This window comes from Enterococcus sp. 22-H-5-01, assembly GCF_050310005.1.
Lineage (GTDB): Bacteria > Bacillota > Bacilli > Lactobacillales > Enterococcaceae > Enterococcus_A > Enterococcus_A hailinensis.
The window spans coordinates 1,463,498-1,477,149 of record NZ_CP189993.1 but is presented as its reverse complement, the minus strand read 5'-3'; the positions used below and the strand labels follow the sequence as shown (position 1 = coordinate 1,477,149).

Sequence of the window (13,652 nt, the reverse complement as noted above, 5' to 3'; positions counted from 1 at the left end):
TTACGCCTCCTCACTTGTAATATTTTCAGCGGCATCACCAAACGTTTCTTCTTCACCCCAAAGCACGTCGTAAATGATATCCACTAAGGAAACTCTGGTTAAGATTCCAACGAGGTGATTTTGATCATCAACTACAGGTACATATTTTACTCCGCGTTTTAAGATTCGCTGTAAGCTGTCTCGCACTAATGCGGATTCTTTTACATAGAAGACATTCGGATTGATGATATCCCCAACGCTGGTAGCTTTACCGCGGCGGCGTTCTTTATCGATCGTTTCAACATCCACAAAACCTTTTAAGACGTTGTCTTCATCAACGATCAACAACGTGTCTACGCGTTTTTCACGCATTAAGCGAATCGCATTTTGTAGACTTTTTTCTGGGGTAATCGAAACGGCAGAATTTAGCATGATCTCTCCAACAGTTGTGGTGTCTGGTTTTGCTTGCAATAGACGATCTTCACCCAATAATTCTTCAACGAATTCATTGGCAGGTTGCTGCAAGATATTTTCAGGTGTGTCAAATTGAATCACTTTCCCATCATCCATGATGGCGATTCGATTTGCTAGCTTTAAGGCTTCATCCATATCATGAGTTACAAAGACGATCGTTTTTCCTAAACGATCTTGTAAATCTTTAACCAGATCTTGTAACGAGTCGCGAGTGATCGGGTCCAATGCACCAAAAGGCTCATCCATCAAAATAATGTCTTGATCCGCTGCTAGCGCTCGAACGACTCCGATCCGTTGTTGTTGTCCACCAGATAATTCATGAGGATAACGATCCAGCATATCACGAGGTAATTCCACTAGATCAATCATTTTTTCCGCCGTTTTGTTTTGTTCTTCTTTGTCTACTTTTAATAGACGCTGAACGAGCGTGATATTTTCGCGAATCGTCATATGCGGCATCAAACCAATATTTTGGATGACATAACCGATTTGCCGGCGTAGTTCGACCGGATTTTTCTCTTGGATATCTTCGCCATCGATTTTGATGGTCCCTTTTGTAGGATCAATCATGCGATTGATCATCCGCATCGTCGTCGTTTTTCCGCTCCCACTAGTACCAATTAAACAAATAAATTCTCCCTTTTCAAAAGAAAGATTGACGTCTTCGACAGCTACTTTGTTTCCATTATAAATTTTAGAAACGTGGTCAAATTCAATCATTTTTTCACTCCTTTTTTATCTTCGGAAAAGCTATTCTTATCAAGAAAAATAGTTCCCAGATTCCTTCATAGTTATTTCTATTCCTTTATTTTTTAAATAATTTCATCGCTTGAATTATCCATTTTTTTTAAGATAGAATAAAATAAACAAATGACTAAATGTAATAAAGTGAACAGACTTATGATTTTAGTATGCAACAAGGGGAGATTAAAAACAAATAAATGGCATTTTTTAGTTACAATGACCTAGAGAAAAAAGTATTTTTTGGATAGGAAATAACACTTTCATAAATTTTTATTACGGATAAACTGTTTTTTATAGATGAAATAGATAAGAATAAAAAACGAAATTGTCTAATTTTAGAAACTCTTCAATGAAAATTACTGAAAGAATAAGTGGTCACTTGTATAAGTAAAACAGCGGGATGCTTTTCAAGGACAATACTCCATGATAGAATAGCGAAGGAAAAGAGGAGAAGCTATGTTAACGACAGAAGATTTTGATTTTGATTTACCCGAAGAATTAATTGCTCAAACCCCTCTAGAAAAACGAGATAGCTCTCGTTTATTGGTGTTGGACCATCAATCAGGAAAAATAGAGGATAAACATTTTGATGCAATCATTGACGAATTGAACGCAGGCGATGCGTTAGTCATGAATGACACTCGTGTATTACCAGCACGTTTGTATGGTGAAAAACCAGAAACCGGCGGACACTTAGAAGTCTTACTTTTGAACAACACCCAAGGCGACGAGTGGGAAACGCTAATCAAGCCTGCCCGACGAGCAAAAGTCGGCACACAAATTATTTTTGGCGATGGCCGATTAAAAGCAGAAGTAAAAGAAGAACTAGAACACGGCGGACGAATCGTTGAATTTTCTTATGAAGGAATCTTTTTAGAAAATCTAGAATCACTTGGTGAAATGCCGTTACCGCCATATATCAAAGAACGTTTGAATGACCCAGAACGTTATCAAACTGTTTATGCGAAAGAAAATGGTTCGGCAGCAGCACCGACAGCGGGGTTACACTTTACGCCAGAACTACTAGAAAAAATTGCTGCCAAAGGTGTTCAATTAGTTTATTTAACGCTACATGTAGGGTTAGGAACATTCCGCCCAGTCAGTGTGGATAATATTGCAGAACACCAAATACATAGTGAGTTTTATCGTTTAACAGAAGATGCCGCAGCTCAATTAAATACGGTTCGTGCAAACGGCGGAAAAATCGTAGCTGTCGGAACAACTTCGATCCGGACATTAGAGACGATTGGAACAAAATTTGATGGTGAAATCAAAGCTGATAGCGGCTGGACGGATATTTTTATTACTCCAGGTTATGAATTCAAAGTGGTCCAAGCATTTTCAACTAATTTCCACTTACCGAAATCAACATTAGTGATGTTGGTCAGTGCCTTTGCCGGACGTGAAAAAACCTTAGCTGCTTATCATCATGCCATAGAAGAACGCTATCGCTTCTTTAGCTTTGGCGATGCGATGTTTGTAAAATAAGAAAATTTTTTGCTATCTTTATAAAGAAAGACACCTTGGCGAGGGTCTTTCTTTTTATATGCAAAAATAAAAAGCCAGGCTCTCGATAAGCCTGACTCTAAGTATCTCGGAAGGATTAAACCATTCGAATTTATATACTACTTTTATTTAATGGTACATGCAAAGTATTACATGAATTTCTTGACTATAAACATAAATCTTGTTCTTACTACATTTTCACGATATTCAGTTTTAAGAAACTTTTCTTAATTACGTATCTTTTTACTTGTGTGTTTGATCATACTACTCAACCTTTGATACGCATTCACTATTTATAAGGGAATACCTCACACATACACAATGAACAACTTTCAGGTGAATCTGGTATTACTAACAACTTTATTGTTTACTTTCTTTCTACTACCTTTATCGAGAAATCCTTCGAATGATTTAAGTTCCTCCTTCCTTGTATCTATAATATAGCATGTTTTTCTATTTATTGAAAGCGTTTAGCATCGATTGTTTGATAAAAAAAATTTGTTTTACTTAATGTTAAATACAAGTGGATACTTTGAACTACTTATATTTTGTGTGTTATAGTAATAACACAAGGAATTTTTATAATCTAAAGGAGGAATGGGATGAAACCCTATAAAGAAACAGAAGATACTGTAATAAGTGAATTTAATGCTGATTTAGAGAACGGATTATCACAATCACAAGTTGATGAAAAAATAAAAAATAACGGTAAAAACAAATTTGAAGAACCACCTAAAGAATCATTGGTGAAAAAGTTTTTTCATAGCTTAACTGATTTTACAACGATTATTTTATTGGTGGCCGCAGTCATTTCATTATATACCGCGGTTGCAACTGACCATGGTGATTATTTTGAGAGTTTCTTGATTATTGCAATTGTCGTTATCAATTCTGTTTTAGCAATTGTACAAGAAGGTAATGCAGAAAAAGCATTATCGGCTTTACAAGATATGAATAAGCAGACGGCCAGCGTGTTGCGAGAAGGTAAACAACAAGAAATCGATGCCGAAGATTTAGTGCCTGGAGATACTTTATTACTAGAATCTGGTTCAATGATTACTGCAGATGCACGAATCATTGAAGCTTCTCAATTGCGAGTAGAGGAATCCGCATTGACTGGTGAAAGTGAACCTGTAATGAAAGATCCCGAATTTGTTGGGGAAGAAGACGCGGCGTTAGGCGATCGGATAAATATGCTTTATAAGGGTTCAACAGTCGTTAACGGACGTGGAAAAGCAATCGTTACTGCAACAGGTATGCAGACTGAGATGGGCAAAATTGCAGGCTTGTTAAATGATGATGAAAATCAAAAAACACCTCTGCAAATACGATTAAATCAATTAGGAAAGCGAATTAGTTTGATCGCTTTAGCAGCTGCGGCTTTTGTCTTTTTCATTGGTGAGATGCAAGGCGAACCAATGTTGGATATGTTTATTACCTCTATTTCTTTAGCAGTAGCAGCAGTACCGGAAACGCTGACGGTCATCGTAACATTGACTTTGGCTTTTGGTGTTCAAAAAATGGCAAAGAAAAATGCGATTATCCGTAAGTTGCCGGCAGTTGAAACATTAGGGTCAGCAAATGTAATTTGTTCTGATAAAACAGGTACTTTGACTCAAAACAAAATGCGTGTTCGACGTGTTTGGATACACGGTGATTCTGTTGTAGATACGGAAGAAGGAATGACCGATGAAGCAATGGAAGTATTGACTACTGCCGCTTTGTGTACTGATGTAATCGTTGAAAATGATGATAATGAATTGGAGATCAAAGGAAATCCAACTGAAGCAGCTATTGTTCGGGCTGTAGAAGAAAATTATCATACAAAAAGTGAGTTAGAAGAGAAGTATCCACGTATCGGAGAAATTCCCTTTGATTCAGAGCGTAAGATGATGACGACCGTGCATAAGCGAGGAAAAAAATATATTTCGATAACAAAAGGTGCTTTCGATGTTTTGCTTCCTAAATTTCATTACGGAGATGTCGATCAAGCAGCGATCGTAAATGATCGTTTTGGGAAAAAAGCATTGCGTGTAATTGCTGTAGGCTATGCAATCCATGATGAAGAGCCGCAAGAAATCACTTCAGAAGCATTAGAGAAAAACTTACGATTAATGGGATTGATCGGGATGATCGATCCACCAAGACCAGAATCAAAAGATGCGATTGCTAGGGCTAAAAAAGCTGGAATCAAAACAGTAATGATCACCGGTGATCACGTTGTAACTGCAGGTGCAATTGCTAAAGAATTGGGAATTATGAATAGTCGAAAAGAGGCTATCTCAGGTGCCCAATTACAAAAAATGACTGATGATGAATTAGATAGTAAAGTCAAAGAATTATCCGTTTACGCACGGGTAACACCGGAAGATAAAATACGAATCGTTAAATCATGGCAGCGGACAGGTGCGGTAGTGGCCATGACGGGTGACGGGGTCAATGATGCTCCAGCCTTAAAAGCAAGTGACGTTGGCTGTGCAATGGGAATTACAGGAACGGATGTTGCTAAAGGTGCCGCTGATATGGTTTTAACAGACGATAACTTTGCAACGATCGTCGATGCGGTTGCACGAGGACGTTCGGTTTACCAAGGGATTCGAAAAGCTATCAATTTCTTGTTGAGTTGTAATATTTCGGAAATTTTTATCGTAGTTATCGCTATGCTATTAGGTTGGGGAGCGCCATTTACGGCAGTACAATTACTATTTGTTAACGTAGTAGCAGATGGACTACCAGGTTTTGCGCTAGGTCGTGAACCGGCAGAAGCAGGGATCATGGATGAAAAACCAATTCCAAGAGATGAAGGGATTTTCGCACGAGGATTGTGGCAAAAAATCGGCTTAAATGCGGGTGTCTTCACAATCGTTACATTGATTGGTTTTTATATTGGGGCTTTCGTAAATAATGTCAGCTACTTTACACCGGCAAGTTTTGAAGTGGGTCAAACAGTGGCCTTCTTAGTTTTAGCCTATTCTTCGATCTTACATGTCTTCAACGTTCGCAGTAGTAAATCGATTTTTAGAGTAGATTTAGCTACCAACAAATCGTTAGCCGAAATGGCTTGGCTGGCAATCGGTATTACGACGCTGATTGCTTTGATTCCGAAAACACAAGAATTATTCTATCTTGTACCAATCAGCATGAATCATTGGGTGATTGCGATTCTACTTTCAATCGTGCCGATCATCGTGAATGAATTGATCAAATTCCACAAAGCACCAGAAGTAGATACGGAAAGTATTTAAGTGTTTAGTCAAAATAAAAAACCTTCGATGGATATTCTTCATCGAAGGTTTTTTTGTAGTTTATGTGCTACTAAATCAATTATGCTTTGTAATCGTAGCAAGTCACGATGATTTCTTTTAATTCGCTGATCAATGGTTCTTTAGGATTGGCGGTTGTACATTGATCCTCGTAGGCTAACTCTGCTAAATGATCTACGGTCGCTTCTAATGTTTCTTTGGTCACACCTTGAGCTTTTAGATTCATCTCAATTCCCACGCTTACACCTAAGTCATAGACAGCTGTAATAAGGGCTTCAACTAATTCTGCGGTTGTATTTCCTTCCAAACCAAGGAATTTTGCAATGTCAGCATAATCAGAGTCTGCACGGAAATAATCATATTTAGGGAACATCGCATGTTTTTGCGGATCTTTGGCATTGTAACGGATGATGTGTGGCAATAAGATTGCGTTTGTACGACCGTGAGGAATACCATATTCACCGCCAATTTTATGAGCGACAGAATGACAAATCCCTAAGAAAGCATTGGCAAAAGCCATACCAGCCATGGCTGAAGCATTATGCATTTTTTCTCGTGAGGTTTCATCGCCGATCTTCACTGATTTTTCAAGATAATCAAAGACGATTTTGATTGCTTGTAAACTCAAACCGCGAGTATAGTCTGAAGCCATGACTGAAACATAAGATTCAATTGCATGGGTTAATACATCCATTCCTGTGTCTGCGGCAATCGAAGCAGGTAGAGTCAGGACAAACTGTGGATCGATGATTGCTACGTTTGGCGTCAATGCGTAATCAGCTAATGGATATTTTACATGTGTTTCGCTGTCAGTAATTACGGCAAATGGTGTGACTTCTGCACCGGTACCAGAAGTAGTCGGAATACAAACTAATTGTGTTTTCTCAGGCGGTTTAATTCCATACGTGCGCTTACGGATATCTAAGAATTTTTGTTTGGCACCAAAAAATGAAGTATCAGGGTGTTCAAAGAACATCCACATGCCTTTTGCTGCATCCATTGCAGAACCGCCACCAAGAGCGATGATCGTATCTGGTTGGAAATTAAGGATCATTTCGAGCCCTTTATAAACCGTGTTCGTGGATGGATTCGGTTCAACATCTGAAAAAATCTCCACTTTGACATCATTTTGGCGTCTACCCAATGCCTCTCTAACGGTGTCGGCATAACCAAATTGCACCATTCCTGGATCACAAACGATCATCACACGTTCAACATTTTCCATTTGGGTCAAGTACAATAAAGAATTTTTTTCAAAATAAATTTTTGGGGGAAGTTTAAACCATTGCATGTTTTTTCTCCGTTTCGCTACCGTTTTGATATTGATCAAGTCTAGTGCAGATACATTATGCGAGACTGAATTTTTTCCATATGATCCACAACCCAATGTTAAAGAAGGAATCAATTCATTATAGATGTCACCGATATCACCTTCAGAAGAGGGTGAATTTACTAAAATTCGGCAAGCTTTCATTCGCAAGCCGAAAGCTAATTCAACCGATTCGTCTTCAGTATGGATGACTGCCGTATGTCCAAGCCCGCCTAGAGCTAACATCTCTTCACATAATTCAAAACCATGTTCAATATTTGATGATTGCACCATTGCTAAGACAGGTGATAGTTTTTCTCGTGAAAGATGATACTCTGCACCAACACCTGCTAATTCTGCAATCAGCAGTTTAGTCCCTTCAGGAACAGCGATTCCTGCCAAATCAGCAATAGCTTTTGCTGAATAACCTACGATTCTTGGATTGACAGCATATTTTTCTTCATTCATTACGACATCTTCTAATTGACGAAGTTCATTTTTCTTAACAAAATATACTTGATGTGCTTGGAATTCTTTTTTGACGTCTGCATAGATTTCTTTATCAACGATCACTGCTTGCTCAGAAGCACAGATCATTCCACTATCAAATGTTTTTGAAACAAGTAAGTCGTTGACAGCGCGTTTGATATTTGCTGTTTTTTCAATATAAGAAGGAACATTACCCGGACCAACACCTAGAGCTGGTTTACCTGTAGAGTAAGCAGCTTTCACCATAGCACCGCCGCCAGTAGCCAAAACGACTGCGATACCAGGATGGTTCATCAATCCTTGAGTGGCTTCAAGTGATGGAGTTTCAATCCATTGGATACAATTTTCGGGAGCTCCGGCAGCAATGGCTGCATCACGTATGATTCGTGCAGCTTCTGCTGAACATTTTTGTGCACTAGGGTGGAAGGCAAAGACAATCGGGTTACGTGTTTTCAAAGCAATCAATGACTTAAAGACAGTTGTCGAGGTCGGGTTGGTCGTTGGAGTGACGCCGCAAATGACACCAACTGGTTCAGCAATTTGAATTAGATGTTTTTGCTTATCCTCAAAAATCACACCAGCTGTTTTGTCATTTTTGATGTTGTTCCAGATATATTCAGATGCATACATATTTTTGATTGCTTTGTCTTCAATGACTCCTCGACCAGTTTCTTCTACCGCCATTTTCGCAAGCAGCATATGCTTGTCTAAGGCTGCCATAGCACCTTCATGAACGATATGGTCTACTTTTTCTTGTGTGAAAGTAGAGAAAATTTTCAATGCTTCATTTCCGTTTTTCGCTAATTCATTGACTACGGTGTCAACAGTAATAACTTCCCTTTGTTCCTGTTCAGCTGTTTTAACCATGTTGTTCCTCCTAGTATTTTTTTAACGACTTAATCATAATTGGTACATCTGCAAATGTAAACGCTTTCTATAATAAATATTTATTTCACAATAGTTGTTTGCTGTTAGTATAAAATGAGAAGAATTAAAAAATAAATCAGTTCTTTAATTTTTTCTTGAAATACATTACCAGTATCCTAGTTTAATTTTATAAAATAAAAATTTGCTTGTTTAGATAGGAACAATTATTTAACTATTTTGAAAAAAAAAATAAAAATGAATAAGCTTGTATATTTATGATCAAGAAAGTACAACTTCTTTTAATAAGCATTAAGGTGTTGAAGGAAAGTTGCAAAAGCTACTTAAAACCAGTATCATGGTACTCGTTGCAAACTAATACATAACATATGAAAGAAAGTAGGAAATTAAATGACTGAACCTGCCATTTCTTATCGCTTAATAAAGAAAGAAAAACATACGGGTGCTCGTTTGGGCGAAATCATCACACCGCACGGAACATTTCCAACACCGATGTTTATGCCAGTAGGAACATTAGCGACGGTCAAAACGATGTCGCCAGAAGAATTGAAAGCTATGGGTGCTGGAATTATCTTGAGCAACACGTATCATCTGTGGTTACGACCTGGTGAAGATCTTGTTGCAGAAGCTGGAGGATTACATAAGTTCATGAATTGGGATCAACCGATTTTAACCGATTCTGGTGGTTTCCAAGTTTTCTCATTAGCAGATATGCGTAATATTGTTGAAGAGGGTGTGCATTTCAAAAATCATTTAAATGGTTCAAAAATGTTCTTATCACCTGAAAAAGCAATTGATATCCAAAATAAATTAGGTTCCGATATCATGATGAGCTTTGACGAATGCCCGCCATTTGATGAAAGCTATGATTACGTGAAAAAATCAGTGGAGCGTACATCTCGTTGGGCAGAACGCGGATTAAAAGCACATGCAAATCCATCTACCCAAGGTCTGTTTGGTATTATCCAAGGTGCCGGTTTTGAAGACTTACGTCGCCAAAGCGCGAAAGACTTAGTCAGCATGGATTTCCCTGGCTATTCGATCGGCGGCTTATCTGTTGGTGAACCAAAAGAAGAAATGAATCGTGTCTTAGAATTTACGACACCATTAATTCCTGAAAATAAACCACGCTATCTAATGGGTGTTGGGGCAGCCGACTCATTGATCGATGGTGTCATTCGTGGAGTTGATATGTTTGACTGTGTCTTGCCAACACGAATTGCTCGGAATGGGACATGTATGACTTCAGCAGGACGCTTAGTTGTTAAAAATGCTAAGTATGCACATGATTTCCGTCCGTTAGATGAGAAATGCGATTGCTATACGTGTAAAAATTATACACGTGCATATATTCGTCACTTGATCCATTGTGATGAAACATTTGGTATTCGTCTGACGTCTTATCACAACTTACACTTCTTGATCAATTTAATGAAACAAGTTCGTCAAGCGATCATGGATGATAATTTATTAGAATTCCGTCAAGCCTTTTTTGAAGAGTATGGTTTTAATAAACAAAACGCAAAAAGTTTTTAAAGGATAACCAAAAATGCTAGTGTAACATTAAAAATTTTGTTACAGTTAACAATGGAATTACTATGAATGCGAGGGGAAATTTAAAATGGGTAACTATTCAATGATCATCTTACTTGTTTTGATGTTGGGAATGTTCTTTATGATGAATCGTTCTCAAAAGAAACAACAACAAAATCGTCAGAATGTATTAGATTCAATGAAAGCTGGAGACAACGTTGTAACGATCGGTGGATTACACGGAGTCGTTCACGAAATGAATCCAGAAGATAAGACAGTTACTTTGGACTGTGAAGGAATCTATTTAGTATTTGATCGTGCATCAATTAAAAATGTACAATCAGGCACAACAACAACTGCTGCACCGGTTGAAACACCAAGTGTTGAACCGAAAACAGAAGAACCAACTGAAACAATCATCGAAGAAAAACCTGAAGAAAAATAAAAGTGAATTTTTCTAATTTTGAAAGATCCGGAAATTTCCGGGTCTTTTTTTATATACTTTTTACTAATAGTATAATTGTGAATTTAATATCATTTATATATTATCTAAACAACAGAGCTATCGGATACTGTTTTTCCTTTATTTCAAAGGTTTTAAACATATACAACTTGGTGTGAAAAGAATCACAAAAAAGTTCTTTACAAAATGGAAACGTTGTTGTACGATATATATGTGAAAAGGAACACAATAATTTTTCTAGGAGGATCCACATGGCTAAAGCGGTAGAAAAAGAAAAAACTCAGACAATCAGTGTTGAACAAACAATAGATGAATTGGCAACTAAAGCAAATGTTGCATTAAAAGAAATGGCAGATTTTGATCAAGAAAAAGTTGACCATATCGTTCACGAAATGGCGATGGCAGCTTTAGATAAACATATGATGCTTGCAAAAATGGCGGTAGAAGAAACAGGACGCGGAATTTACGAAGATAAAGCAATCAAAAATATGTATGCATCTGAATATATTTGGAACAGCATCAAAAATGACAAAACTGTTGGCGTTATCAATGAAGATAAACAAAAAGGCTTGATTCAAATCGCTGAACCAGTCGGTGTTGTTTGTGGCGTTACTCCAACAACAAATCCAACATCTACTACGATTTTTAAAGCAATGGTCGCTTTAAAAACACGTAATCCGATTGTTTTTGCTTTTCATCCAAGTGCACAAAAATGTTCATCTGAAGCGGCTCGTATCATTCGTGATGCAGCTATCGCAGCCGGAGCCCCTGAAAATTGTATCCAATGGATCGAAAAACCATCATTAGAAGGAACAACTGGTTTGATGAATCATCCAGGTATCGCGATCGTTTTAGCGACTGGCGGAGCAGGCATGGTCAAATCAGCGTACTCTACAGGTAAACCAGCTTTAGGCGTGGGTCCTGGTAATGCACCTTCTTACATTGAAAAAACAGCAAAAATCAAACGTGCTGTCAATGACTTGATCGTTTCTAAAACATTTGATAATGGAATGATCTGTGCTTCTGAACAAGCGGTGATCGTTGATAAAGAAGTTTATGCAGAAGTAAAAGCAGAATTTGAAAGTCATCAAGTATACTTTGTTAAAAAATCAGAATTAAGCAAATTAGAAGATGCCGTTATGAATGAAGGCAAGTATGCTGTTAATCCAGCGATCGTCGGTCATTCAGCGATTGATATTGCTGAACGAGCTGGCATCAAAGTTCCAGCAGGAACAAAATTATTGATTGCAGAACTTGATGGGGTTGGTGCAGATTATCCATTGTCACGTGAAAAACTTTCGCCAGTCTTAGCGATGGTCAAAGCAGAAAATACAGCTCATGGTTTTGAACTATGTGAAAGTATGTTGGACTTAGGTGGACTTGGACATACGGCTGTTATTCATACGGAAGATGAAAACTTACAAATTCAATTTGGTTTACGAATGAAAGCTTGCCGAATCTTAGTAAACTCACCATCGGCTGAAGGTGGTATTGGTGATATCTATAATGAATTGATTCCTTCATTAACATTAGGTTGTGGATCATATGGACACAATTCAGTTTCTCATAACGTATCAGCGATTGACTTGATCAATATAAAAACTGTAGCGAAACGGAGAACGAATATGCAATGGTTTAAATTACCACCAAAAATCTATTTTGAAAAAAATTCTTTATTGTACCTGACCCAAATGGAAAATGTTGAACGTGTCATGTTGGTTTGTGATCCAGGAATGGTTCAATTCGGGTATGCTGATATCGTTCGTGAAGTTTTAGGACGTCGTACGAATGATGTAAAAATCGAAGTCTTCTCCGATGTTGAACCAAATCCGTCAACGAACACTGTTTATAAAGGTTTAGAAATGTTTAATGATTTCCAACCAGATACAGTTATCGCTCTTGGTGGTGGATCTGCAATGGATGCGGCAAAAGGCATGTGGATGTTCTTTGAACACCCAGATACTTCGTTCTTTGGTGCTAAACAAAAATTCTTGGATATCCGTAAACGGACATACAACATCGGCAAACCAGAAAAAACACAATTTGTATGTATTCCGACAACTTCTGGAACAGGTTCAGAAGTAACGCCATTTGCTGTTATTACTGATAGTGAAACACATGTAAAATACCCATTAGCGGATTACGCATTGACGCCAGATGTAGCGATCGTGGATCCTCAATTCGTTATGACGGTTCCAGCATCAGTTACAGCAGACACAGGTATGGATGTTTTAACTCATGCAATTGAATCTTATGTTTCTGTCATGGCATCTGATTACACGCGTGGCTTGAGTTTACAAGCAATCAAAATCGTCTTTGATTATCTTGAAAAATCAGTGAAGACAGGCGATACAGAAGCAAGAGAAAAAATGCATAATGCTTCAGCGATGGCTGGTATGGCTTTTGCCAATGCTTTCTTAGGAATTTGTCACTCAATCGCTCATAAAATTGGTGGAGAATACGGTATTCCTCATGGACGGACAAATGCAATCTTATTACCACATATTATCCGTTACAATGCCAAAGATCCGCAAAAACACGCGATGTTCCCTAAATATGATTATTTCCGTGCAGACTCTGATTATGCTGACATTGCTCGCTTCTTAGGTCTAAAAGGAAATACCACTGAAGAATTGGTGGAAGCTTTGATTACAGCTGTCTACGACTTAGGGGTTAAATGTGGAATCGATATGAACTTGAAAGCGCAAGGTGTCACGCAAGAAACATTAGATTCAACAGTTGATCGTATGGCTGAGTTAGCCTACGAAGACCAATGTACAACCGCTAATCCTAAAGAACCATTGATCAGTGAATTAAAAGGTATCATCGTAACAGCCTACGACTATAAAGCGTAGTTGAAAAAAGAGTCTCCATATGGAGACTCTTTTTTATATGTAAGTGTGTTTTTTATTTAAAAAATTATTTTATTTAGAAAAATTGATCCTCTTTGATTGTTATGGCCCTAAAAAAACGATAGACTGAATTTAATATATGCGGAAAGGGTTCA

General features: G+C 37.8%; 7 protein-coding genes. 5 read left to right on the top strand and 2 right to left on the bottom strand.

Translation table 11 applies throughout. The features are described 5' to 3' along the window. Positions 1-1,173 (bottom strand): betaine/proline/choline family ABC transporter ATP-binding protein, encoded by a 1,173-nt coding sequence (locus ACQKTA_RS07530; RefSeq protein WP_427813335.1) that lies wholly within the window; start codon positions 1,171-1,173, stop codon positions 1-3. Between the two features lie 480 nt (positions 1,174-1,653). On the opposite strand from ACQKTA_RS07530, the gene queA reads away from it, so the two are divergent. Further along, positions 1,654-2,685: a tRNA preQ1(34) S-adenosylmethionine ribosyltransferase-isomerase QueA gene (gene queA, locus ACQKTA_RS07525; RefSeq protein ID WP_427813334.1), complete on the top strand. Its 1,032-nt coding sequence runs from the start codon at positions 1,654-1,656 to the stop codon at positions 2,683-2,685. Positions 2,686-3,305: 620 nt separating this feature from the next. Next, the gene (locus tag ACQKTA_RS07520) at positions 3,306-5,948 is read left to right on the top strand and encodes a calcium-translocating P-type ATPase, PMCA-type (RefSeq protein WP_427813333.1); all 2,643 of its coding nucleotides are present in this window, start codon (positions 3,306-3,308) and stop codon (positions 5,946-5,948) included. Positions 5,949-6,027: 79 nt separating this feature from the next. On the opposite strand, the gene adhE (ACQKTA_RS07515) is transcribed toward ACQKTA_RS07520, so the two are convergent. Further along, a complete protein-coding gene (gene adhE, locus ACQKTA_RS07515) occupies positions 6,028-8,631 on the bottom strand; it encodes a bifunctional acetaldehyde-CoA/alcohol dehydrogenase (RefSeq protein WP_427813332.1) in 2,604 nt (867 codons plus the stop codon). Between the two features lie 408 nt (positions 8,632-9,039). Between adhE (ACQKTA_RS07515) and tgt the strand changes: the two genes are divergently transcribed. From tgt to adhE (ACQKTA_RS07500), 3 genes are all read left to right on the top strand, one after another. Then, positions 9,040-10,185, top strand: a complete 1,146-nt coding sequence (tgt, locus tag ACQKTA_RS07510; RefSeq protein WP_332581646.1) for a tRNA guanosine(34) transglycosylase Tgt — start codon at positions 9,040-9,042, stop codon at positions 10,183-10,185. A gap of 85 nt (positions 10,186-10,270) precedes the next feature. Next, positions 10,271-10,627 (top strand): preprotein translocase subunit YajC, encoded by a 357-nt coding sequence (yajC, locus tag ACQKTA_RS07505; protein ID WP_407855043.1) that lies wholly within the window; start codon positions 10,271-10,273, stop codon positions 10,625-10,627. 269 nt (positions 10,628-10,896) lie between these two features. Beyond that, positions 10,897-13,500, top strand: a complete 2,604-nt coding sequence (gene adhE / locus ACQKTA_RS07500) for a bifunctional acetaldehyde-CoA/alcohol dehydrogenase (RefSeq protein ID WP_427813331.1) — start codon at positions 10,897-10,899, stop codon at positions 13,498-13,500. The last annotated feature ends 152 nt before the right edge of the window (positions 13,501-13,652 follow it).